Source organism: Belnapia sp., from assembly GCF_059504005.1.
Genome location: NZ_JCACHU010000157.1, coordinates 141,547 through 164,491 on the forward strand (window position 1 = coordinate 141,547; position 22,945 = coordinate 164,491).

22 protein-coding genes are annotated in these 22,945 nt (G+C 73.7%); 10 read left to right on the plus strand and 12 right to left on the minus strand.

Annotation, left to right across the window (positions count from 1 at the left end; translation table 11 throughout):
- Positions 1-22: 22 nt before the first annotated feature.
- Genes AC5JJ1_RS23840 through AC5JJ1_RS23855 form a run of 4 tightly spaced genes read right to left on the minus strand, consistent with a single transcriptional unit; the run spans position 23 to position 4,449 of the window.
- Positions 23-1,084 (minus strand): SPL family radical SAM protein, encoded by a 1,062-nt coding sequence (locus AC5JJ1_RS23840; RefSeq protein WP_495787604.1) that lies wholly within the window; start codon positions 1,082-1,084, stop codon positions 23-25.
- Positions 1,074-2,129 carry a spore photoproduct lyase family protein gene (locus AC5JJ1_RS23845; protein ID WP_495787605.1) on the minus strand — a complete coding sequence of 352 codons (1,056 nt, stop codon included), beginning with the start codon at positions 2,127-2,129 and terminating at the stop codon, positions 1,074-1,076. The genes AC5JJ1_RS23840 and AC5JJ1_RS23845 overlap by 11 nt, the downstream gene beginning before the upstream one ends.
- 32 nt (positions 2,130-2,161) lie before the next feature.
- A complete protein-coding gene (locus AC5JJ1_RS23850; protein ID WP_495787606.1) occupies positions 2,162-3,520 on the minus strand; it encodes a formimidoylglutamate deiminase in 1,359 nt (452 codons plus the stop codon).
- Between the two features lie 17 nt (positions 3,521-3,537).
- Entirely contained in the window at positions 3,538-4,449 is a 912-nt protein-coding gene (locus AC5JJ1_RS23855) for a lipid kinase (RefSeq protein ID WP_495787711.1), read from the minus strand.
- A gap of 86 nt (positions 4,450-4,535) precedes the next feature.
- Between AC5JJ1_RS23855 and AC5JJ1_RS23860 the strand changes: the two genes are divergently transcribed.
- The 7 genes from AC5JJ1_RS23860 to AC5JJ1_RS23890 all read left to right on the plus strand — a co-directional run bounded on the left by AC5JJ1_RS23860 (position 4,536) and on the right by AC5JJ1_RS23890 (position 12,015).
- Complete coding sequence (locus AC5JJ1_RS23860; protein ID WP_495787607.1) at positions 4,536-5,261, plus strand: phosphatase PAP2 family protein; 726 nt, start codon at positions 4,536-4,538, stop codon at positions 5,259-5,261.
- Positions 5,262-5,499: 238 nt separating this feature from the next.
- A complete protein-coding gene (gene hutU, locus AC5JJ1_RS23865) occupies positions 5,500-7,176 on the plus strand; it encodes a urocanate hydratase (RefSeq protein ID WP_495787608.1) in 1,677 nt (558 codons plus the stop codon).
- 20 nt (positions 7,177-7,196) lie between these two features.
- Positions 7,197-8,696 carry a histidine ammonia-lyase gene (gene hutH, locus AC5JJ1_RS23870; RefSeq protein ID WP_495787609.1) on the plus strand — a complete coding sequence of 500 codons (1,500 nt, stop codon included), beginning with the start codon at positions 7,197-7,199 and terminating at the stop codon, positions 8,694-8,696.
- Positions 8,696-9,880 (plus strand): imidazolonepropionase, encoded by a 1,185-nt coding sequence (gene hutI / locus AC5JJ1_RS23875; protein WP_495787610.1) that lies wholly within the window; start codon positions 8,696-8,698, stop codon positions 9,878-9,880. Before hutH ends, hutI begins: the two co-directional genes overlap by 1 nt.
- Complete coding sequence (locus AC5JJ1_RS23880; RefSeq protein WP_495787611.1) at positions 9,880-10,296, plus strand: PaaI family thioesterase; 417 nt, start codon at positions 9,880-9,882, stop codon at positions 10,294-10,296. Before hutI ends, AC5JJ1_RS23880 begins: the two co-directional genes overlap by 1 nt.
- A complete protein-coding gene (locus tag AC5JJ1_RS23885; RefSeq protein WP_495787612.1) occupies positions 10,293-11,033 on the plus strand; it encodes a hypothetical protein in 741 nt (246 codons plus the stop codon). The genes AC5JJ1_RS23880 and AC5JJ1_RS23885 overlap by 4 nt, the downstream gene beginning before the upstream one ends.
- Positions 11,034-11,697: 664 nt before the next feature.
- A complete protein-coding gene (locus AC5JJ1_RS23890; protein ID WP_495787613.1) occupies positions 11,698-12,015 on the plus strand; it encodes a hypothetical protein in 318 nt (105 codons plus the stop codon).
- 20 nt (positions 12,016-12,035) lie between these two features.
- Here AC5JJ1_RS23890 and AC5JJ1_RS23895 read toward each other — a convergent pair whose 3' ends face one another.
- Positions 12,036-13,562, minus strand: coding sequence for a flavin monoamine oxidase family protein (locus AC5JJ1_RS23895; RefSeq protein WP_495787614.1), 1,527 nt, complete (start codon positions 13,560-13,562; stop codon positions 12,036-12,038).
- Complete coding sequence (locus AC5JJ1_RS23900) at positions 13,559-14,644, minus strand: isocitrate/isopropylmalate dehydrogenase family protein (protein ID WP_495787615.1); 1,086 nt, start codon at positions 14,642-14,644, stop codon at positions 13,559-13,561. The genes AC5JJ1_RS23895 and AC5JJ1_RS23900 overlap by 4 nt, the downstream gene beginning before the upstream one ends.
- A gap of 62 nt (positions 14,645-14,706) precedes the next feature.
- On the opposite strand from AC5JJ1_RS23900, the gene AC5JJ1_RS23905 reads away from it, so the two are divergent.
- Positions 14,707-15,681, plus strand: coding sequence for a Bug family tripartite tricarboxylate transporter substrate binding protein (locus tag AC5JJ1_RS23905; protein ID WP_495787616.1), 975 nt, complete (start codon positions 14,707-14,709; stop codon positions 15,679-15,681).
- A 42-nt stretch (positions 15,682-15,723) separates the two neighbouring features.
- Here the strand turns inward: AC5JJ1_RS23905 and AC5JJ1_RS23910 are convergent, their stop codons facing one another.
- Positions 15,724-16,068, minus strand: coding sequence for a hypothetical protein (locus AC5JJ1_RS23910; RefSeq protein ID WP_495787617.1), 345 nt, complete (start codon positions 16,066-16,068; stop codon positions 15,724-15,726).
- A 180-nt stretch (positions 16,069-16,248) separates the two neighbouring features.
- Here AC5JJ1_RS23910 and AC5JJ1_RS23915 point away from each other — a divergent pair, with 180 nt between their 5' ends.
- The gene (locus AC5JJ1_RS23915; protein WP_495787618.1) at positions 16,249-16,707 is read left to right on the plus strand and encodes a MarR family winged helix-turn-helix transcriptional regulator; all 459 of its coding nucleotides are present in this window, start codon (positions 16,249-16,251) and stop codon (positions 16,705-16,707) included.
- On the opposite strand, the gene AC5JJ1_RS23920 is transcribed toward AC5JJ1_RS23915, so the two are convergent.
- Both AC5JJ1_RS23920 and AC5JJ1_RS23925 read right to left on the minus strand, forming a co-directional pair.
- On the minus strand, positions 16,708-17,550 hold the full coding sequence (locus tag AC5JJ1_RS23920) for a DUF697 domain-containing protein (RefSeq protein WP_495787619.1): 843 nt from the start codon (positions 17,548-17,550) through the stop codon (positions 16,708-16,710).
- Positions 17,551-17,573: 23 nt separating this feature from the next.
- Positions 17,574-18,983, minus strand: a complete 1,410-nt coding sequence (locus AC5JJ1_RS23925) for a YcjX family protein (protein WP_495787620.1) — start codon at positions 18,981-18,983, stop codon at positions 17,574-17,576.
- A gap of 151 nt (positions 18,984-19,134) precedes the next feature.
- Here AC5JJ1_RS23925 and AC5JJ1_RS23930 point away from each other — a divergent pair, with 151 nt between their 5' ends.
- The gene (locus AC5JJ1_RS23930; protein WP_495787621.1) at positions 19,135-20,871 is read left to right on the plus strand and encodes a response regulator; all 1,737 of its coding nucleotides are present in this window, start codon (positions 19,135-19,137) and stop codon (positions 20,869-20,871) included.
- A 5-nt stretch (positions 20,872-20,876) separates the two neighbouring features.
- Here the strand turns inward: AC5JJ1_RS23930 and gloA are convergent, their stop codons facing one another.
- The 3 genes from gloA to lpxA are packed head-to-tail and all read right to left on the minus strand — an operon-like array spanning position 20,877 to position 22,941.
- Complete coding sequence (gene gloA, locus AC5JJ1_RS23935; RefSeq protein WP_495787622.1) at positions 20,877-21,266, minus strand: lactoylglutathione lyase; 390 nt, start codon at positions 21,264-21,266, stop codon at positions 20,877-20,879.
- The gene (locus AC5JJ1_RS23940; RefSeq protein WP_495787623.1) at positions 21,266-22,102 is read right to left on the minus strand and encodes an LpxI family protein; all 837 of its coding nucleotides are present in this window, start codon (positions 22,100-22,102) and stop codon (positions 21,266-21,268) included. The genes gloA and AC5JJ1_RS23940 overlap by 1 nt, the downstream gene beginning before the upstream one ends.
- On the minus strand, positions 22,099-22,941 hold the full coding sequence (gene lpxA / locus AC5JJ1_RS23945) for an acyl-ACP--UDP-N-acetylglucosamine O-acyltransferase (protein ID WP_495787624.1): 843 nt from the start codon (positions 22,939-22,941) through the stop codon (positions 22,099-22,101). Before lpxA ends, AC5JJ1_RS23940 begins: the two co-directional genes overlap by 4 nt.
- Positions 22,942-22,945 lie beyond the last annotated feature (4 nt).

The window sequence follows — 22,945 nt, forward strand, 5'->3', positions numbered from 1 at the left end:
CGTTATGGCAGGGGGCAGGCCGTCAGGTCCAGTAGAGGCGCCGGGCCTGCGGGAGGTGGCGGGCGAGGCTTGCCTCGATCCCCCGCCGCAGCTCGGCCATCTGCTCGCGCGGGAAGACATACTTGATGCCGCCGAACTTGGTCGTCTTCCGGCTGCGGCTGGCATCCTCCATCTCGAGCCGGCTGCCGGGGTACCAGCCGCGCAGGATCTTGCGCGAGGACTCGGTGAAGCGGTGGGTGATGAGCTCGACGGTGAGGTCGGGGTCCGCGATGCCGTCCAGCGCCTCGGCGCAATCCGCCATGAGCCGGTCGTACTGCTCCTGCCAGCCGGCGATCGGCAGGATCGGCGCGATGGTGAGGCCGATGCGGTAGCTGGCCTCTGCCATCTGCCGCATCGCGCGGAGCCTTGCCGGCATGCGCGGCGCCCCGCCCTCGAAGCGCTCCGCCCCCGCGGCATTGAGCGAGAAGCGGATGCGCGTGCGCCGGTTGTGCGCGAGGCCGAGCAGCGGCTCCACCGCATCATACTTGGTGGTGAAGCGGAGCTGCACGGGCGCCTCCCACGCGCCGAAGCGGCGGATGGCGGCGGCGAGCGCGCCGGTGATGTGCTCGAGCGCCAGCGGGTCGGTGTAGCAGGAGCACTCGAAGGTCGTCCCCTCCCCCGCCCGCGCGGCATCGGTGGAGGTCACACGGCCCTGGCCGAGCAGCGGCGGCAGCTCCGCCAGGATCTCCGGCAGGTTGGCATAGGCGCGGATGATGGGCGGCCCGGCGAGCGAGCCCGCGAGGTAGCAGTACTGGCAGTGCGCCGGGCAGCCCGCGGCGAGGTCGAAGCGGAAATCGGCGCTCGGCGGGATGGGCTGCGGCCGGCGCTTGCTGGGCGGCGCCACGACCAGGGCAAGCGTCGTCTTCGCGTCGCGGTAGGTGTCGGGCAGGCCGGTGAGGCGATCCGACTTCAGCCGGACCAGCTCGGCGCCGAGGGCGGCGGCGCGCTCTGCCATGGCGGCGCCCTCCGGCCAGTTGAGGGCGGCCGGCGTCGCCAGCACGCGCTTCGGCACCCAGAGGCGCGGCGGGGCGGCGTCAAAAGGCATAGCGCACCCGGCAATAGGGCATGTGCTGCGCCAGCAGCGCCTGGAAGCGGGCGAGCCAGCGCCCCTTCCAGCCGGTGCGGTAGCGGAGGTTCACCCCGCCCGCCTCGGAGCGCTTCTCCTCCTGGATGTCGGGGCGCCAGAGCATCTCCTCGGCCTTCGGGTGCCAGGCGAGGTTCACCTCGTGCAGCGCCTCGTTATGGGTCAGCATGATGATCTCGGCCGCCAGTTGCTGCTTCACCGCAGCGGGCAGCAGCGCGTCGAGTTCCGCGAAGAGCGCCGTCCATTCCGCCTCCCAGCCCTCGTGCAGGACGACGGGGGAGAAGTTCAGGTGGACCTCGTAGCCGGCGCGGTGCAGCTCCGGGACGAAGGCCATGCGCTCGGCGATCGAGGGCGCGCGGACGTCGAGCAGCTTCGCCATGCCGTGCGGCATCAGCGACATGCGGATGCGGGTGCGGCCCCTCGGGTCGTAGTCGAGCAGCGCCGGCGTCACGCCCTTGGTGGCGAAGCTGGCCTTGGCATTCGGCAGGGTGCGGAAGAGCGCCACGAGGTCGCGGACATTGTCGGAGACCAGCGCATCGACCGAGAGGTCGCCGTTCTCGCCGAGGTCGTAGACCCAGTCCCGCGGGTCGACCTGGTTCGGCTCCCGCTTCGGCCCCTGCTGCGCGGCGTGGCGGGCGGTGGCGGCGAGGATGCCCTCGATATTGGCGAAGACGGTGATCGGGTTCGCATGGCCCTTGCGCCGCGCGACGTAGCAGTACGCACACGCCATGGCGCAGCCATTGGAGCTGGAGGGCGCGATGAAGTCGGCGCTGCGGCCGTTCGGGCGGAAGGCAAGGCCCTTCTTCACGCCGAGGACCAGTACCTCGCGCTTCGGGCGGAGGTAGTCCTCCGGATCGCCCTCGCGGAGTTCCGAGATGCGCCAGTGCGAGGCGACCTCGATGCGCTCGGCCTCCGGGAAGCGGTCGAGCACCGCCTGGCCGCGCGGCAGGGCTGCCGCCGCGGCTTCGAGGTAGATGCGGCGGATGTCGAGAAGCGGGGCAACCATCCCCCATCAGATGGGGTCGCGGCCCCGGAACGTCAGGCCATGAGCCGGCGCATCACCTGGCCATAGGCCGCGCCGATCGCCCCGGCCTCGACATGCCGCCCGCCCTCCACCACGGCCCGGCCGCCGGCGATGACGGTGCGGACGGCATTCGCCCCGCCGGAGAAGACCCAGGCATCGAGCAGCCCGTCCCCGGCATGGCCGGCGAGCAGCGGATGCTCCGTATCGAGCTCGACCAGGTCGCAGCGCCGGCCGGGGGCGATGGCGCCGACCGGGCGCCCGCAGGCGATGGCGCCGCCGGCCAGCGCCCCGTCCAGCAGGAAACGGCCGGGATGCGGCTGCGCCTCGCTCGTCGCCACGGCGCGGGCCTCGAGGCGAAGGCGCTGGCCCACCTCCAGCAGCCGCAGCTCGTCCCGCGCGGCGGTGCCGACATGGCTGTCCGTCCCGACCCCGAACCGTCCACCGGCGGCGAGCCAGGCCGGGAGCGGGAAGAATCCGTCGCCGAGCGAGGCCTCCGTCGTCGGGCAGAGGCCGGCGACGGCGCCGGTCGCGGCGAGCGCCGCCGTCTCGGCCGGGTTCATGTGGGTGGCATGGATCAGGCACCAGCGCCCATCCACGGGCAGGTTGTCGAGCAGCCACTGCACCGGCCGGGCGCCGGTGGCGAGGAGGCATTCCGCCACCTCGCGCTGCTGCTCGGCGATGTGGATGTGCAGCGGCCCTGGCTCCTCCGCCACCGCGGCGAGCATGTCCGGCGTCACCGCGCGCAGGCTGTGCGGGGCGTGGCCGATGGCGGCCTGGGAGTCCTCCCCCGCCGCCGACCGGCAGGCCTCGACGATCCGCAGATAGGCATCGATGTCGTTGAGGAAGCGCCGCTGCCCCGGCGCCGGCGGCAGGCCGAAGATGCCGCCATGCCGGTAGAGCACCGGCAGCAGGGTCAGGCCGATGCCGGTGCGGCGGGCGGCGGCCAGGTTGCGCAGCGCCATCTCCGCCGGCTCCGCGTAAGGGGTGCCGTCCGGCTGGTGGTGCAGGTAGTGGAACTCGGCGAGGCTGGTGAAGCCCCATTCCAGCAGCTCCACCTGGAGCTGGGCGGCGATCGCCTCCGCCTCCTCAGGCCCGAGCCGCTCGCTGAAGCGGTACATCACCTCCCGCCAGGACCAGAAGCTGTCCCGCCCCTCCGGCCCGCGCCGCTCCGTCGCCCCGGCCATGGCGCGCTGGAAGCTGTGGGAATGGAGGTTCGGCACCCCGGGGATCACCGCGCCGCGAAGCCGCCGCGCCCCGCCCGGCGCCGCGCCGGAGGTGACGGCGGCGATGGAGCCGGCGGCATCGGCGGCGATGAGCACATCCTCGGCCCATCCATCGGGCAGCAGGGCGGCGGAGGCGTGGAACTCGGGCATCGGCCCATCATGGCCGCTCAGCCGGGCGGCGCGAAGACCTTGAGCGCCGCCCGGTGCAGGCGGAAGACGGCCGGGGTGTGCGTCGTCAGCTCGCCATCGGTGTTGACCGGGCGGGGCTTCCGGGTGCGCAGCTCCAGCGCCGTGGTGCGGAAGGCGCGGACATCGTGCCAGCGCCCCTGGGTGCCGCTGCGCAGCCAGGGGATCAGCGCCACCAGCCGCCACCAATGCTCGACCTCGAGGCTGTAGACATCGAAGAGCCCGTCATCCGGCCGCGCGTCCTCGGCGACGGTCATGCCGCCGCCATAATGCCGGCCGTTGCCGACCGAGACCTGAATGGTCTTCACCCGCCGCACCTGCCCGTCATGGATCAGCGTCGCGGTGAAGGGCCGGGCGCGGCGCAGCAGGCGGAAGGCGGCGATGCCGTAGCCGAGCGTGCCCCAGCGCCGCTTCGCATCCGCCTTCAGCTCGGAGGCAAGCTCGGCGCTGAAGCCGATGCTGGCGACGTTGAAGTAGCGGTGCCCGTTGACCTCCCCGAGATCGACCGGCCGCGGCTGCTCCTCGGCGATCACCTGCGCCGCCCCCTCCAGCTCGAGCGGGATGCCGAGGCTGCGCGCCAGGTCGTTGGCAGTGCCGAGGGGCAGGATGCCGAAGGGCAGCCCCGCCGCCAGCAGGCCCGGGATCGCGGCGTTCAGCGTGCCGTCGCCGCCGCCGATGACGATGCGGTCGATCACGCCCCCCTGGCTCCGCCCCTGGGCGAGGCCGGCGGCGACACCATCGGCGCAGGACATCCCGGGCGGCGGCTCGAAGCGGGCGACGCTGAGGCCCGCCATCTCCAGCGCGTCCTGCGCCGCCTCCGCCGCCTCGGCGCCGCGGCGGGCCTGGCGGTTGACGATCAGCAGGGCGCGGCGAGGTTGCTCAGCGGTCGTGATGGTCGCGGCTCCGGGCTGTTGCGCCGATGCAACCGGCGAGGCGGCTCAAGGTTGCCACCGCATCGAACCCATGGAGGAGAGCACGAATGCCGGAGCCGCGCCCAGCACCCCTGCTGATCCGCCAGGCCGCGCCGCTGCTGGCGCTCGCGGTCTGCGCCGGCGGGATCTTCGGCTTCATCGAGCTGACGGAGGTGCTGGCGGGCGAGGCCGGCCGCTTCGACGAGGCGCTGCTGCTGGCGCTGCGCAACCCGGCCGACCCGGCCGATCCGATCGGCCCGGCCTGGCTGGAGCTGGCGGTGCGGGACATCACCGCGCTCGGCGGCATCCCCGTCCTCGGCCTGCTCTCGCTGCTGGCCCTCGGCTGGCTGATGCTCCGGCGGCGATGGCGCTCGGTGGTGCTGCTCCTGCTCGCCCTGCCCGGCGGGCTGCTGGTGAACACCCTGCTGAAGCGCGGCTTCGACCGGCCGCGGCCCGGCCTCGTCGCGCATCTGGTCGAGGTGGAGACCAGCAGCTTCCCGAGCGGGCACGCGATGCTCTCGGCGATCGGCTTCCTCACCCTCGGCGCGCTCCTGGCCGGCGGCGCGGCACGGCGGCGCGAGCGGGCCTATATCCTTGGCGCCGCCATCGCCCTCACGCTGCTGGTCGGCGCCAGCCGGGTCTATCTCGGCGTCCACTGGCCGAGCGACGTGTTGGCGGGCTGGTGCCTCGGCGCCGCCTGGGCGACCGGCTGCTGGCTGCTGCTGCGCCTGGCGCGGCGGGTCTTCCCCGACCGGGGAGGGGCGCCGGCGGGCGACATCGCCGGGCAGGAGTGACCGGCCGGCGCGGGCAGCCCGATCGAGCGATCATCCCGCCGCGGGCGCGGCGCCTCTCGGGCGGCCCGACCAGCCGGGCGGGCACTGGGCGCGGTCCGCCCTGGCGCCCTGCAGGCCGTCGCCGGGCCGGCGCAGCCCAGGGCCGCGCCATGGCGGGCGCGCCTTGCCGGGTCGCCCGGCTTAACCCTCCGCCGGTTCGACGGCTGACGCGCGGCCCGGGCCAGCTTAGCATCCCCCCATGACCGACCCAGCCGCCGCCCGCTTCCGCAACGCCCCCGCCATCCGCGCCCCACGCGGCCTGGAGCGATCCGCCCTCCACTGGACGACGGAGGCGCCGCTCCGGATGCTGATGAACAACCTCGATGCCGAGGTGGCGGAACGGCCGGGCGAGCTCGTCGTCTATGGCGGCATCGGCCGGGCGGCACGCGACTGGGCAAGCTATGAGCGCATCGTCGCCACGCTCCGCCGGCTGCGCGAGGACCAGACGCTGCTGGTGCAATCCGGCAAGCCGGTCGGCGTCTTCGAGACGCACCGGGACGCGCCGCGGGTGCTGATCGCCAACAGCAACCTGGTGCCGCGCTGGGCGACCTGGGAGCATTTCTCCGAGCTCGATCGCCGCGGCCTCATGATGTACGGCCAGATGACCGCCGGCTCCTGGATCTATATCGGCAGCCAGGGGATCGTGCAGGGCACCTACGAGACCTTCGCCGAGGCCGGGCGGCAGCATTTCGGCGGCGACCTCGCCGGGCGCTGGATCCTGACCGGCGGCCTCGGCGGCATGGGGGGCGCGCAGCCGCTGGCGGGCGTCTTCGCCGGGGCCTCCGTGCTGGCGGTCGAGTGCCAGCCCTCCTCCATCGAGAAGCGGCTCGAGACGAAGTATCTTGACCACCGCGCGGACGACCTCAACACCGCGCTGGCGATGATCCGCCGCGCCTGCGAGGAGCGGCGGGCGGTCAGCGTCGGCCTGCTCGGCAATGCGGCGGAGGTCTTCCCGGAGCTGGTGCGCCGCGGCGTCGTGCCGGACATCGTCACCGACCAGACCTCGGCGCATGACCCGACCAACGGCTACCTGCCGGCGGGCTGGAGCCTCGCCGAATGGGCGGCGAAGCGGGAGACGGACCCCGCTGGCGTCGCCGCCGCCGCGCGGCGCAGCATGGTCGCGCATGTGCAGGCGATGCTCGACTTCCAGGCGCTCGGCGCCAAGGTGCTCGACTACGGCAACAACATCCGGCAGATGGCGAAGGAGGAGGGGCTGGCGGAGGCCTTCGGCTTCCCCGGCTTCGTGCCGGCCTATATCCGCCCGCTCTTCTGCCGCGGCATCGGGCCCTTCCGCTGGGCGGCGCTCTCCGGCGACCCGGAGGATATCTACAGGACGGATGCCAAGGTGCGGGAGCTCATCCCGGACGATCCGCACCTGCATCGCTGGCTCGACATGGCCCGGGCGCGGATCAGCTTCCAGGGCCTGCCGGCGCGCATCTGCTGGGTCGGACTCGGGCTGCGGGACCGGCTCGGCCTCGCCTTCAACGATATGGTGGCGCGCGGCGAGATCGGGCCCATCGTCATCGGGCGCGACCATCTGGATTCCGGCAGCGTCGCCTCGCCCAACCGCGAGACGGAGGCGATGCGGGACGGCTCGGACGCCGTCTCGGACTGGCCGCTGCTGAATGCGCTGCTCAACACCGCCTCCGGCGCCACCTGGGTCTCGCTCCATCACGGCGGCGGGGTCGGGATGGGCTTCAGCCAGCATTCCGGCATGGTCATCGTCTGCGACGGCACGGAGGATGCGGCGCGGCGGCTGAAGCGCGTGCTGTGGAACGACCCCGCGACGGGGGTGATGCGCCACGCCGATGCGGGCTACGACATCGCCATCGACTGCGCGCGGGAGCATGGGCTCGACTTGCCGAGCCTCGGCTGACGCGCGGGCAAGGAGGGATCATGGCGGTCATTCCGGGCGAGGCCAGGCTCGGCCAGTGGCGGGCGGTGATGCAGGGCGGGCGGCTCGAGCTCGCCCCCGGCTGGCAGGCGGTGGCGCAGGAGAGCGTCGCGGCGCTCGGGGCGCGGCTGGCGACCGGCGAGGCGCTCTACGGCGTCAATACCGGCTTCGGCAAGCTGGCGGGGACGCGGATCGGCCCGGCGCAGCTCGCCCAGCTCCAGGTCAACCTGCTGCGCAGCCATGCGGCCGGCACCGGGCCGCTGCTGCCGGCGCCGGTGGTGCGGCTGGTGCTGGCGCTGAAGGCGGCCTCGCTGGCGCGTGGCGCCTCCGCCATCCGGATCGAGGCGATCGAGGCGCTGCTCGCGCTGCTGGCGGCCGATGTGCTGCCGGCCATCCCAGCGCGCGGCTCGGTCGGCGCCTCGGGCGACTTGGCGCCGCTCGCCCATATGGCGCTGCTGCTGATCGGGGAGGGCGAGGCCTTCCAGGGCGAGCGCGTGCTGCGCGGGCCGGAGGCGCTGGCGGCCGCCGGCCTCGCCCCCATCGCCCTCGGCCCGAAGGAGGGGCTGGCGCTGCTTAACGGCACGCAGGTCAGCACCGCGTTGGCGCTGACGGCGCTCTTCGCGGCCGAGGACTTGCTGCGGACGGCGCTCGTCGCCGGCGCCATGTCGGTGGATGCGGCGCGCGGCAGCGACACGCCCTTCGACCCGCGCATCCATGCCCTGCGCGGCCAGCCGGGGCAGATCCGCGTGGCGGCGGCGCTGCGCGGGCTGCTGGCCGGCAGCCAGATCCGCGAGAGCCACCGCGAGGGCGACCCGCGCGTGCAGGACCCCTATTCGCTGCGCTGCCAGCCGCAGGTTGCGGGTGCCTGCCTCGACCTGCTCGGCCAGGCCGCCGCGGTGCTGGAGCGGGAAGCGAATGCCGTCACCGACAACCCTCTCGTCATTGACGGCGACGTGCTGTCGGGCGGCAACTTCCATGCGGAGCCGGTGGCCTTCGCCGCCGACACCATGGCGCTGGCGCTCGCCGAGCTCGGCTCGATCAGCGAGCGGCGCATCGCCCTGCTGACCGACCCGGCGCTCTCCGGCCTGCCGGCCTTCCTCGTCCGCGACGGCGGGCTCAATTCCGGCTTCATGATCGCGCAGGTGACGGCCGCCGCGCTCACCGCCGAGAACCGCGCGCTCGCCGTGCCGCGCAGCACCGACAGCATCCCGACCAGCGCCAACCAGGAGGACCATGTCAGCATGGCGACCGGCGCCGCGCTCCGGCTGCACGACATGGCGGCGAACCTGGCGGGGATCCTCTCGATCGAGTTGCTGGCGGCGGCACAGGGCATCGAATTCCACCGCCCGCTGCAGAGCACGCCGGCCATCGAGGCGGCGCATGGGCTGGTGCGGGGCGCAGCCGCCGCCTGGGATGCGGACCGCACCATGGCGCCCGACATCGCCGCGGTGAAGGCGCTGGTGGAGCGCGGCCGCTTCGCCGCCCTGGTGGACCTCTCCTAGTGTTCGACCGGGTCTGGCTGAACGCGCAGCTGGCGACGATGGAGGGCGAGGGCCTCGGCCTCGTCGAGGACGGCGCCGTCGCCGCGAAGGATGGCCGCATCGCCTGGGTCGGGCCGCGGGACGCGCTGCCGGGCACCGGCATCGAGACCACGGATTGCGGCGGCGCCTGGATCCTGCCCGGGCTGATCGACTGCCATACCCATCTCGTCTTCGGCGGCGACCGGGCGGACGAGTTCGAGCGGCGGCTGGCCGGCGAGGACTACCAGGCGATCCTCAAGGCGGGCGGCGGCATCCTCTCCACCGTGCGCGCGACGCGGGCGGCGAGCGAGGAGGCGCTGCTCGCCGCCGCCCTGCCCCGCGCCGAGGCGCTGATCGCCGAGGGCGTCACCACCATCGAGGTCAAGTCGGGCTACGGCCTCGAGCAGGCGGCGGAGCTGCGCCAGCTCCGCGCCGCCCGCCGCCTGGCCGAGGCGCTGCCCGTCTCGATCCAGGCGACGCTGCTCGCCGCCCATGCCGTGCCGCCCGAATTCGCCGGCCGTCGCGCCGACTATGCCCGCCTCGTGGCGGAGGCGATCGTGCCTGCCGCGCATGGCCTCGCTGATGCCGTCGACATTTTCCACGATCCTCTCGCCTTCGACACCGCGGATGCGCGGCTGGTGATTGGGGCAGCACGGCGCGCCGGCCTGCCGGTCAAGCTGCATGGCGACCAGCATGGCGACATGGGCAGCGCCGCCCTCGGCGCTGAATGCGGCGCACTTTCGGTCGACCATCTCGAGCATGCCAACGCCCAAGGCCTCGCCGCCATGGGCCGCGCCGGGACCGTTGCCGTGCTGCTGCCGGGGGCGACGCTCTTCCTCCGCGAGACCCGCATCCCCGACATCGCCGCTATGCGGGCGTCGGGCGTCCGGATGGCGGTGAGCACGGACATGAATCCGGGCTCCTCCCCTGCCCTCTCCCTGCTGCTGATGCTGAACCTCGCCTGCACCCTCTACCGCCTCACCGTCACCGAGGCGCTGCGCGGCGCGACCGTCGAGGCGACGGCGGCGCTCGGACTCGCCGATCGTGGGCGGCTGGCGCCGGGGCTGCGCTGTGACCTCGCGCTCTATCGCATCGCCCGGCCGGCGGAGCTTTGCTACTGGGTGGGCCGCAACCCCTGCATCGGCCGCGTGCTGGAAGGACGCTGATGGATCTCCCCACCATGCTCGCCGTGATCCGTCGCGGCGTGCCGCTCGCTGAGGAATGGGGAGTCGAGCTGCTGGAGGCCGAGGGCGGCCGCGCCCTGCTGCGCCTGCCGGCCTCCGCCCGGCTGCTGCGGCCGGGCAACACGCTATCCGGCCCGGCGTTGATGGGGCTTGCCGACGTGGCGATGTGGGCGGCGCTGCTTTCCCTGACCGAAGGGCGCGACGACAGCGTCACCTCCACCATGACGGTGAACTTCCTCCGCCCCGCCGGCAGCGGCCCGGTGCTGGCAGAGGCGCGCATCCTGAAGCGCGGCAGGCGCATGCTCTTCGGCGAGATCCTGATCCGCGCCGAGGGCAGCGAGGAGACCGCGGTGCATGTGACGGCGACCTGGATCGTGATCGCGCCGGCCGCCCGATGAGGCGCCTTGCATTCGCCCTGGCCGCGCTGCTGCTCGCCTCGCCGGCCGGGGCGGCGGGGTTCGACGAATTCCAGGTCTTCGACGGCCGCATCGCCGAGCAGGGGCGGCCCGACCTCAACATCCACCTGAATGCCGGGCGCCGCGGCCGGCTCGGCGACGGGGGCGCGCCACGCAACGGGCTGCTGGCGACGGCGGAACTCGGCTACGCGACGGCGCCCTGGCACGAGGTGGCGCTGCTGCTGCCCTTCGCCCGCGAATTCTCGGGTGACACCTATGGCGGCGGCTTCAAGCTGCGCAACACCTTCATCAGCCCGGGCGCCGAGGACCGTCCCTTCGCCTATGGCTTGGACATCGAGATCCGCCACCAGCCCGCCCGCTTCTCGGAGACGGACTGGGCGCTGACGCTGCGGCCGATCATCGACCTGCGCACCGGGCCCTGGCAGCTGATCCTCAACCCGGCGGTGGAGGTGCCGATCGGCCGCAGCGGCCCGATCTTCGCGCCGGCGGTGCGCGGCGTGCGGCAGGTGGCACCCGTCGTCTGGCTCGGCGTCGAGCACTACATGGATTTCGGTCGCTTCAGCCGCGGCGAGGGCCTGCCGCGGCAGGCGCACCAGCTCTTCGTCACCACCGACATCAAGTTGAGCAACCGCTTCGCCCTGCATCTCGGCCTCGGCCATGGGCTGACGCATGCGAGCGACCGCTGGCTCGGCAAGATGATCCTGAGCGTCGACTTCTAGGCGCCCGTGCAGCAAGCCGCCCAGGGTATCTTGCCGAAGCCAATGGCGCCGGCCTTGTTGCACACGTATAAGTTGCATCATCCATCTGAATACACTTTAAGATTGCAGTCGCGGGCATGGGTGCTAGCTTCCCCCTGTCGCTCGCCATGGCTCGCCTTCACCGCTGCAAGCCGCCTTCCAGGGCGGGACAGTGTGGGCATGGCTCCCGACGGCCGGCCACCCGAACCGGGCGAGCCGGCCCTGCGCAGGGGCCGCCCGTCATCCGTGCCGGACGGGAAGCTCCTGCGTCCCGAAAGCAAGAAACCGAGACCTTGTCCTTGGCCATCACGACCTTGCTGCGAGGTTGGCGTTCGCCGCGCGCCGAGGCGCCCGAGCCGCAACTCGGCGCCCCGCATCTCTTCGGGGACGAGCTCGATCTGATGCATCGGGTCTTTGCCACCGGCTGCCGCCGTTACCTCGAATTCGGCATCGGCGGCTCGACCCTCCTCGCCCTGCGCAGCGGCGCCGACACCGTGGTCGCGGCCGATTCCGACCAACGCTGGGTGGAGGTGGCGCGGGTCCATCCGGAACTGGCGCCCAAGGTTGCCACCGGTCAGGTCCGCCTGGTCCATGCCGATTTCGGCCCGACCGGGGATTGGGGGCGCCGGCGGCGGAGAACCCGCAGGTGGCCTGGCCGACCTATCTGGCGCGCCCATGGGCCGAATGGCAGGGGATCGGCCTGCTGCCGGACCTCGTCTATGTGGACGGGCGGTTCCGCGTCGCCTGCTGCCTCTCGATCCTGCTGGCCTTCGCTGGCCGGAGCGAGGCGCCGCGGGTGATGGTCCACGATATCGGGCCCGAGCGGCCCTATTACGGCCCGATCTTCGAGTTCTTCGAGACGGTGGAGGCCGTCGGCAGCCTGCACCTGCTGAACCGCCGCCCGGGCGCATCGACGCTCGGCGCCGTCACGCGCCTGCTGGAGACCCAATTCGACGCCCGCTGACGCGCCAGGGCCCGCGGGCGTCAGGCCATCCCTTCCAGCGCCGCCCAGGCGGAGAGCACCGCGCCCTCCTGCCAGCCGGTGAGCCAGGAGAGGTATTCCCCGGCGAAGTGATAGGGGCCCTCCGGCGCCCGCAGCAGCGGGTAGAGGCCGCGCCGCTGCTCCGCCGTCCATTCTGCCCAGGCGCCGCGTGCCCGCGGCATCCGCCGCCACGCGACCGAGACCGGCGACGCGACCTCCTGCGAGAGGCCCGGGTGCAGCGTCTCGCCATCCGTGGCGATGACGGCGGCGCGCTCGGCCGGGCTGCGGGCGCCGAAGCGCTCGCCGATCTCGTCCTCCCAGATATAGGCGCCGGTCAGGATGCCCTTCGCGGCGTGGAAGCCATGCGACGGGTACCAGATCTGCGTCGCCTCCCGCGGCAGCCAGGAGATGCCGCCATAGATGGCATGGTCCTCCTCCCAGAAGCGCCGCTCGCATTGGAAGGCGAGCTTGGCGGCGGCGGCGTAGTGCAGCGCGGCGAGCCCCGCCTTGCGCTCGGCCGAGAGGTCGGTGTCGAGCCGCGCCAGCACCGGCGCCGGCAGGGCGAGCAGGATGCGCGGCGCCTCCTCCTCCCGCACCGTGCCATCCGCGCCGCGCCAGGCGACCCGGGCGCCGGCTTCGGTGCGGCGAAGCGACAGCACCTCGGCGCCCGTCACCAGCGCGTCGCCGAGGGCCGTTGCAAAGCCGGCGGCGATGCGGTCCATGCCGCCCGACGGCTGCAGAATGGTCGCCGCGTAATCCACCCCTTCGGCGAAGGCGGCACCCTCCCAGAGCGACGGCTCCAGCAGCAGGCGCGGGTCGAGCGGCGCGACGGCGCGCGGCGGGGCGAGGCCAGCCCCCGGCGCCTCCGCCCAGCCCGCGCGGGACGTGCCGTGGTAGCGCATGTCCCGCCCCAGCGCCCCGAAGCGGCGCAGCATGGCGCGCAGCGCCTCGAGATCGGCCTCGCCGAGCGGCGCCTCGGCCGTGCCGCGCTCCAGCCCCTTGGCCGCCAGCTCGGCGACCAGGCCGCGCAGGTCGGCCTGCACGCGCCGCATCGGCACCGGCCCGGCTGCGGAGGCGAGGAGCGCCGCCCGGTTCTCGTCGACCAGCACCTCGAGCGGCACGCCGAGCGCCCGGCAGTAGCCGAGGATGCCGCGATGGTGGTGCGGGATGCGCGCGGGCCCGGGATTGGCGTAGAGATGCGGCGCCGCATCCCAGGTGACGCGCTGCGCCGGCCCGCCTTCCTCCTCCACCACGTCGCCGGCCCGCAGCGTCATGCAGCGCCCGCCGGCGCGGGGCGCGGCCTCCAGCACCCGCACCGCCCAGCCCGCCCGCCGCATCTCGAGCGCCGCGACAAGCCCGGCGATGCCGCCGCCGACCACCAGCACCCGCCGCCCGTCCCGCGGCAGCATCGGCGGCGCGGCCGCGACCGGCATCGCCGGCAGCCCGCCGAGCGCGGCGAGCACCGCGACCGCCGCCCGCGCCCCGCCGGCCGCGGCGGCGCCTTCCAGCAGGGCGCGGCGCGAGATCACCGGCCGAGCCGCTCCGTCACCGCCCGCACCACCGCCGCCGTGCCGTCGCCGCCGCCGATATCGGCGGTGCGCAGGCCGGCGGCGAAGGCGGCATCCACCGCCCCCTCCAGCTCCGCCCCCGCCTCGGCGAAACCCTGGCCGGCGCCGCGGCTCCCGAGCCAGTCGAGCATCATCGCCGCCGAGAGCAGCATCGCCGTCGGATTGGCGATGCCCTTCCCGGCGATGTCGGGCGCCGTGCCATGCGCCGGCTGGAAGACCGCATGCTCGTCGCCGATATCGGCCGAGGGCGAGAAGCCCATCCCGCCCACCAGCCCGGCGGCGAGGTCGGAGAGGATGTCGCCGAACATGTTCTCGGTCGGCAGCACGTCGAAGGCCCAAGGGTGCCGCACCAGGTCGAGCGCCATGGCGTCGACATAGTGGTGGCCGCTCTCGACCTCGGGGAATTCCGCGGCGACGCCATCGAAGACCGCGCGCATGAAGGCGAAGGCGCGGAACACGTTCGCCTTGTCCACCAGCGTCACCCGCCCGCGGCGGCCGAGCCGCGCCGCCCGGCGCTCGGCGAGGCGGAAGCTGAAGCGTGAGAGCTTCTCCGTCGTCGCGCGGGTGATGCGGAGCGTCTCCTCCGCCCGGTCCTCCGTCACCAGCCCGGTGCCGCGCGAGTGGAACAGCCCCTCCGTGCTCTCCCGCACCAGGACGAAGTCGATGGATCGGGCGCGCGGATCGGCCAGCGCCAGCGGCACGCCGGGGATGGCCCGCACCGGCCGCACCCCGGCATAGAGGCCGAGGCGGAAGCGGAGGTCGAGCTGCGGCGCGATCTCCGTCCCGTCCGCCTGGCGGATGCCGGGCCAGCCCATGGCGCCGAGCAGGATGGCATCGGCCGCCTCGGCGGCGCGGAAGCTGGCCTCGGGGAAGGCCTCGCCGGTCGCCCGGTAGTGGAAGGCACCGGCCGGCAGCATCTCGGTCGAGAGGCCGATGCCGTGGCGGCGTGCGAGAGGCTCCAGCACCGCGAGCGTCGCCTCGGTCACCTCCGTGCCGATGCCGTCGCCCGGCAGCACCGCGATCCGTACCGAATTGGCGGCCATGCGCTTCCCCTTCCCGCAGCTTTGGCGCCATCCTGGGGTAAAGACCAGGGGAGGGACAGACCATGCCGCAGGCCACGCGACGCCGCCTGCTCGGGGCGGCCGCCCTGCTGCCCGGGATCGCCCGGGCGCAGCCGGCCTGGCCGGAGAAGCCGGTGCGCATCATCGTCCCCTTCCCGCCCGGCCAGGCGGCCGACATCTTCACCCGCCTTTATGCCGACGAGCTGTCGCGCCGCTGGCCGCAGCGCGTCATCGTCGAGAACCGCGGCGGCGGGGCCGGGGCGCCGGCGCTGGAGGCAGGCGCCCGGGCAGCCCCCGACGGCTATACGCTCACGGCCGGGACCTCGGGGACGCTCGGCGTCAACCCGTCGGTACTGCCGCGCATCCCCTATGATGCCGAGCGCGACTTCGCCTTCGTCAGCAACGTGGTGGTGCTGCCGCTGCTGATCGTGGCGCACCCTTCGCTCGGGCTGCGCACGGCGGCGGAGGTGGTGGCGGCGGCCAAGGCGGCGCCCGGCGCGGTCGACCTGGCGACGGCGGGGCCGGCGACGAGCCAACACATGTCGGCGGAGCTCTTCGTCCACCGGACCGGCATCAAGGTGAACACGGTGCATTACCGCGGCAGCGGGCCGGCCATGGCCGACCTGCTCTCGGGCAACGTCAAGCTGATGTTCGACAGCGTCGCCTCGGCCCTGCCGCATATCCAGGCCGGCAAGGTGATCCCGATCGCGGTGACGACGCCGGAGCGCGCGCCGCAGCTGCCGGCGGTGCCGACCATCGCCGAGACGGTGGCGCCGGGCTATGGCGCCTATGGCTGGACTGGCCTCTGCGCACCCGCGGGGACGCCGGCCGAGATCGTGCAGAGGATCAATGGCGATCTCGGCGCCATCCTGCGTCAGCCCACGATGCAGGCGCGCTTCATCGAGCTCGGCGGCACGGCGGCACCCGGGACGCCGGAGGAGTTCGGCGATTTCGTGCGGCGGGAGATCGCGCAATGGCGCGAGGTGGCCCGCATCGCCAATGTCAGGCTGGAGGGGTGAGATCCCGCGGCGCCCGGAGGCGCCGCGGGAGATCGGCCGTGCTCAGCCGCCGATGCGGTCGGAGGGCTGGGCGGCCATGGTCGGGCTGCCCGGCTGCGCCGGGACATAGACCAGGGCCTGTTCGCGGCCGCCGCCCACGAACTGGGCGACATAACCCGTCGGGGCCTGGCCGGCGGTCGGGCCGACGGCGGTGACGCTGCGGTTGCCGGCCTCGCCGGTGATGCGGGCATAGCCGCCGCCGACGACGTTCTGACTGGGCTCGGCATACTCGACCCGGGGCCCGCCATCGGCGCCGCCACCGATCAGGCGGGGGCCGTTATCCTGGGCCAGCGCGGTACCGGCCGTGCCGAAGAGCACCAGGGAGGCGATGAGTGCGTTGCGGTACATGGTTCCAATCTCCTTCAGCGCCGCCAACCGGCGCCGCTGTTGGGAGGCTATGTAGCGGGCGATTAGGTCGTACACGATAGACATGGCTGCATGGCCGCCATGCAGGTCTTTCATGTACGATTAAATCGCGCGATATTCATTTGGAGGCGTCAGGGAGACCCCGCATCTGGGGATGCAGCCATGAGCGAAACGCCATCGACCAGTCCGAGCCTGGACCTGAACGAGTTCCTTTGCTTCGCCCTGCACTCGACGGCGCAGGCGATCGGGCGCGCCAACAAGCCGATGCTCGAGCGGATCGGCCTGACCTACCCGCAGTACCTCGTGATGATCGTCCTGTGGAAGGAGGACAACCGCACGGTCAGCGCCATCGGCGAGAAGCTCTTCCTCGAATCCAGCACGCTCACGCCGCTGCTAAAGCGGCTGGAGGCGCTCGGCCATATCCGGCGCGAGCGCGACACGGTGGATGAGCGGCAGGTGCGCATCCGCCTCACCGAGCAGGGCCGCGCCCTCCACGACAAGGCCTGCGCCCTGCATCCCGACTGGATGGAGCAGGCCTTCGGCGGCGACAGGGAGGCGGTCCACGACCTGAAGCGGCGGGTCCTCGCGCTCAGGGACAAGCTGCTCGCGGTCGAGGGCTGATCACCGCGCCGGCGGCACGATCCGGCAGGCCTCCGCCGCGACGCGGGCAAGGCGCAGCATCCGCCGCGCCGCCACGGCCCCGGCCGCCGCCTCGCCGGCGAATTGCTCCAGCAGCTTGTTGGAAAGCAGGGCCCGCGCCGCCGCATCCACCGCCACATCCGTCACCGCGACCGTCGCGGCATCGAACAGCGTCCGGCGCAGCAGGGCGAAGGTTCCGGCGAAGCCCGGCCGCAGCCCGTGCAGCGCCGCCACCTGCCGCACCAGCCGCACCCCGCGCCAGGCGAAGACCAGCGCATCCAGGCCCGGCGAGGGGCTGACCGCGGTGATCGAGAAGGCCTGCACCGCCGCGACCCGGCCGAGCCCCGCCGCCTCGGCATCCAGCAGCCGCAGCGGCCCGCCTTCCAGCAGGGCGCGCAGCTCCTCGGTGCTGCCGGCCTGGCGCAGCGCCGGCTGCAGGCTCGCGGCCTCGGCGACGCCGCCGGCCCAGCGCAGCGCCTCGGCCCGCGCCGCCTCCAGGTCCTGCCGCGCGAAGGCCGCCCGCGCCCGGTCGACGGCCCGGAGGGCGGCGAGGCTGCGCAGCTCCCGCCAGACGCCGCCCGCGAGCAGGCCGAAGCCGAGCGCCACCACGCCGAGCGTCGCCCAGCCCTGCACGGGCCCGCGGCCGAACTGGTCGACGACGAAGTTCACGGAATCCAGCGCCGCGAGGCCGAGGCCGAGCACCGCCGCCCCCGCCGCCGCCCGCCCGAGGCCGGACCAGCGCGACCGCGGGACGGGCACCGCCACCGGCACCACCGCCTGCTCCCACTGAAAGTCGAGCCTCGGTGCCGGCTCCTCCAGGATCACGCGCGGTCCCCTCGGCGCATCGCTCACAGCAGGTCTCCGATCAGCGCCGCCAGCAGCGCGTCCAGCCCGAGATGCGGAACGCCGGAGCCGCCCGCCGCGTCCAGCCGCGGCGGCTGGAATTCCGGCATCTCGAAGAAGCCATGGTCCCAGAAACCCGGCTCCGGCGGCCGCAGCGGGATCTCGCCCGGATAGACCTTGGCGCTGCGGCCATTCTCCAGCAGCAGCCCGCGCACCGCGGCGACCGGGCGGCCATCCAGCACCGCGACGTCGTCCTCGGTGCAGCGGAGTGCGGCGAGGGCATGGACGCTGGTCGGCACCCCGGCCTCGCTCGCCCTCCCCTGCGGCCCGGCGACCAGATGGCCGAGCAGCGCCGCCAGCGCATCCCGCTGCCGCGCCGGCACGTGGTCGGCCTTGGTGGCGGCGAAGGCGATGCGGCTGATGCCTGCCCCGGTGAGCCAGTCGAACCAGCCGCCGCCATGCCGCAGCGCGCCGGCGATGGCAGAGAGGGCCTCCGCCGTGTCCTCGAAGGCGGCGCGGCCGGCATGCAGCGCCCCGAGCACGTCGACCAGCACCGCCTGCCGCTCGAAGCGGCGGAAGAAGGGCTCGAAGAACTCGTCCCGCTGCGCCGCGACATAGGCGGCGTGGCGCTCGGCCAGCAGCCCGGCCAGCCCGCCGCCGCGGGGATGCGGCAGCGGGAAGAACCAGAGCAGCGGCGTCTCCCCGCGCGGCCCGGGGTTGAGCACGCGCCCGGGCTGGAGGAAGCGGAAGCCGAGCCGGTCCCGGCATTCCCTGAGCGCATCGCGGTAAAGCGCGTGGCCGCGCCGCGCCAGCGCCTCATCGGCCGGGGCCTGGGCCGGCAACGCCTCGGCCCAGGCGAGGAAGGCGCGGGCCGCCGCGGCCCCCTCCGCCCGGCGCAGCCGCCGCAGCGCCTCGGCCGACCAGGCGGCATAGGACTGGTCCAGCATCGGCAGGTCGAGCAGCCACTCGCCCGGATAGTCGAGCAGCTCCAGCGTCACCCGCCTCTGGCCGAGGACCGGGCTGAGCAGCCCGCCGAGGCTGCTGCCCCGTTCCAGGTCGAGGGTGAGCTCCAGCGTCGAGAGGTCGTCGGTCCGCCCCGGCCAGGCCGGTGGATCGGCGGCGAGCGCGGCCAGATGCGCCTCCACGTCGAAGCGCGGCAAGGCTTCCGTCGCCGACGGGACGAGGCGCACGCCGCGGAGCCGCCCGCCGGCGGCCTGCTCCAGCAGCGGCAGCGTCCGCCGCCCACGCCCCGCCGCCAGCAGGTTGGCGACCAGGGCGGTGAGGAAGACCGTCTTTCCCGCCCGGGTCAGGCCGGTGACGGCAAGGCGGATGCGCGGCTGGCCGATCAGGCTGCGGAAGCCGCGCTCGGGCATCTCCGCCAGGTCGCGGAGCAGGCCGAAAGGATCAGCGGGCATCGGCAGAGCGGGTCCCCCTTGTCGCGCCCCGGGGTGTAGGGGCGGGTCGCAGGGGCGGCAAGCCGGCCGGGATCACGGAATTCGGCGTGGCCTCGCAACGGTGGCCGCGATCTGGTCTAATCCCGGGGCAACAAGGGGGCGGTGGGTGGCGATGGGGCCCGATCTCCGCTTCGAGCGGGTCAAGGCGGTCTTCGCGCAGGTGCCGGTCGCACTGGCGACCACGCTGGCGAATGCCAGCTTGGCGACCGCCCTCCTTGTCCTCCACCGCGGGGATATGCGGGCTATCGCCTGGTATGCCGCCTGCCTCGGCGTCGCCGGCCTGCGCGTGGTCGGCTGGCGGCGCTACGGTGCCTCCGCCCGCAAGGAGGATCCGCGCTGGGGCCTCGTCGTCGCGGGCGGCAGCGGCTTGGCGGGCCTGTGCTGGGGCCTCGGCGGCGCCTGGCTGATGCCGGAGGCAGGCATCTACCGGCAGTTCTGGATCTTCCTCCTCGCCGGCATGTGCTCCGGCGCCGCCTCGCTGCACTACCCGCATCTGCCGACGGTGATTGCCTTCCTGGTCGCGGCGACGGCGCCCGTCGCGCTGCGGATCGCCCTCGACGGCGACGGCCAGGCGGTGGCGGAGACCGCGATGATCCTGGTCTTCGTCCTCGCCCTCGTGGCGGCGGCCCGGCGCGTCGGCCGGCAATTCGATGCCATGATCCGCCTGCAGCTTGACCTCGCCGCGCTGCAGTCGCGCCTCACCGCCGAGATCGCCGAGCACCGCGCGACCGGGGCCAACCTCGTCCAGGCGCAGAAGATGGAGGCGGTCGGCCAGCTCACCGGCGGCATCGCGCATGACTTCAACAACCTCCTGATGGCGGTGCTGGGCAGCCTGAAGCTGCTGCGCAAGCGCCTGCCGGAGGAGGATGCCAAGGCCCGGCTGCTGCTCGACAACGCGCTCGCCGGGGCAGAGCGCGGCGCCGGGCTGACGCGGCGCCTGCTCGCCTTCGGCCGCCGCCAGCCGAGCCAGGCGGAGCGGGTGGAGCTGCCCCGGCTGGTGCGCGGCATGGCCGGCCTGCTGCGCAATTCGCTGAGCGCTGCCATCCAGCTCCAGCTCCGCCTGCCGGAGGACCTGCCGCCGGTGCAGGTGGACCCGAACCAGCTGGAGCTCGCCCTGCTCAACCTCGTGGTCAATGCGCGGGACGCGATGCCGGCGGGCGGCACCATCACCATCAGCGGCCGGGTGGCCGAGCCGGAGCCGGAGGCCTTCCTGCCGCCCGGCGCCTATGCCGTCCTCGCCGTCGGCGATACCGGCGAGGGCATGGACGAGGCGACGCTCGCCCGCGCCACCGAGCCCTTCTTCACCACCAAGCCCGCCGGCAAGGGGACGGGGCTCGGCCTGCCGATGGTGCAGGGGCTGGCGCTCGGCTCGGGCGGGCACTTCCTGCTGCGGAGCGTCCCCGGCATCGGCACGGAGGCGGAGCTCTGGCTTCCCCAGGCCCCGGCCGAGGCCGCGGCTGAGGCGCCGGCCGACCAAGGCCCCGCCGCACCGCAGCGTCCCGCGCTCAGGCGCCAGGTGCTGCTGGTCGATGACGACCCGCTGGTGCTGGCCAGCACCCGCGCCATGCTGGAGGATCTCGGCCATGCGGTGCTGGAGGCCAGCTCCGGCCCCCAGGCGCTCGAGATGCTGCGCGCCGGCTGCGCCGCCGACCTGGTCATCACCGACTACGCCATGCCCGGGATGACTGGCGTGCAGCTCGCCACCGCCATCCGCCAGCACTGGCCCGGCCTCGCGGTGCTGCTGGCGACCGGCTATGCCGAGGTGCCGGCCGAGGGAGAGGCCGCCCTTCCCCGGCTCGAAAAGCCCTTCGATGCCGAGGCGCTCGCCCGGGCGACGAGCGGCCCCTGACCGGCTCAGCGCTGGATCAGCTCGATCTTGTAGCCGTCCGGATCCTCGACGAAGGCGATGATGGTGGTGCCGAACTTCACCGGCCCCGCCTCGCGCGTCACGCGGCCGCCGCCGTTCCGCACCTTCTCGCAGGCGCCGGCGACATCCGGCACGCCGACGGCGAGGTGGCCGAAGGCCGTGCCCTGCTCGTACTTCTCCGTGCCGTAGTTGTAGGTCAGCTCGATCTCCGCCTGGCCTTCCTCGTTGCCGGTGCCGTAGCCGAGGAAGGCGAGGGTGTACTTGCCGTCCGGCACGTCGCGCCGCCGCAGCTCCTTCATCCCCAGCAGTTCGGTGTAGAATTTCACGCTGCGGTCGAGGTCGCCGACCCGGATCATGGTGTGGAGGAATTTGCCCATTAGATCGTCTCCTTGAGGAATTCGTCCGGCCGGATGGCGAGCAGGAAGAGCCCCGCCGCATCCGCCGCCGCGATGGTGGCGGCCCGGTCCACCAGGATGGTGCCGCCCGCCTCGACCGCAATCCCGGCGAGCCCCGCCGCGGCGGCGCCGGCGACGGTCGCCGGCCCCACCGTCGGCAGGTCCACCCGCCGATCCTGCCCCGGCTTCACCAGCTTCACCAGGACCCCGCCCGGCCCCTCGCGCCGGAGCCCGCCGCAACGCGCGAGCAAGGCATCCGTCCCCTCGATCGCCTCGACGCCGAGGACGAGCCCCTGCTGCACCACGGCCCCCTGCCCGACATCGACGGCGCCGAGCGACCGCACGACGGCGATGCCCCGCCGGATGTCGCCGAAAGCGCCGGCCGCCGGCGCCACGGCGCCGAGCTGCCCGGCCTCCGGCAGGACGCCCCGCAGGATCGCCTGGGCGGGGACGATCTCGAACCCCTCCTCCTCCAATACCCGCACCACGGCCTTCAGCAGCCCGTCATCGCCCTGCCAGGCGGCTCGGCCGATCTTCAGCAGCAGCCGGGCCATGCCCGCATCGGGCCGGATCGAGAGGAAGGAGGGCCGCTTCGCCGTGCCGCACATCACCAGACGGCGGATGCCCCGCGCCCGCAGCGCCTCGACCGCCTCGCCGACCGCGCCGAGCCGGATCGCCAGATGCGGCATATGGGCATAGTCGGCCGGGTCGGCCCAGCCCTCGATGACGATGGCGAAGACATCCTCGCCTGCCGCCCGCGCCGCCGCGGCCACCTGGAGCGGCACCGCCCCGCCGCCGGCGACGAGGCCGAGCGTCACGCCCCGTCCCCGTTCTCCTCGTCCACGCCGCCGAGCTCAGGCGCCGCCATCCGCCCCGGCCGGACGAGCTGCCGCCGGCGGTTGGCGTCGCGGACGAAGGCGATGATCTCCATCACCAGCGGCTCCTCCGCATAGCGCTCCTCGGCCTGGGCGAGCTTCGCCGCGAACTCGCCGGGGTCCTTGAAGAGCAGGTTGTTGGCCACGCGGAGGGTGCGCAGCTGCTCGCGGCTCGCCCCCCGCCGCAGCAGGCCGATCTTGTTGAAGCCGACCAGCCGTGCCGGCAGGCCGAAGACATAGCCGAAGGGCGGGATGTCGTTGGTGACGCCGGCGAGGCCGCTGACCATGGCGAGCCGGCCGATCCGCACGGTCTGGTGCACCGCCGCGCCGCCGCCGACGAAGGCGCCGTCGCCGACATGCACATGCCCGCCGAGCATCACGTTGTTGGCGAGGATGACGCCCTCGCCCACGACGCAGTCATGCGCCACATGCGCCTGGGCCATCAGCATGCAGCCGGCGCCGACGATGGTCACGCCGCCCCCACCGACCGAGGCGCGGTGGATCGTGCAGCCCTCCCGCACCAGGGTGCGGGCGCCGAGGTCGCAGCGGGTCGGCTCGCCCTTGTACTTGGTGTCCTGCGGCGGGGTGCCGATGGAGGCGAAGGGCAGGATGCGGCACCCGGCGCCGATGCGCGTCGCCCCGTCGACCACGACATGGGAGACGAGCTCCACGCCCGCCTCGAGGATCGCCTGGGGGCCGACCTGGCAGAAGGGGCCGATGCGGACATCGTCCGCGACCTGTGCGCCGGGCTCTATGACCGCGCTGGGATGGATCTGCGCCAAGGCC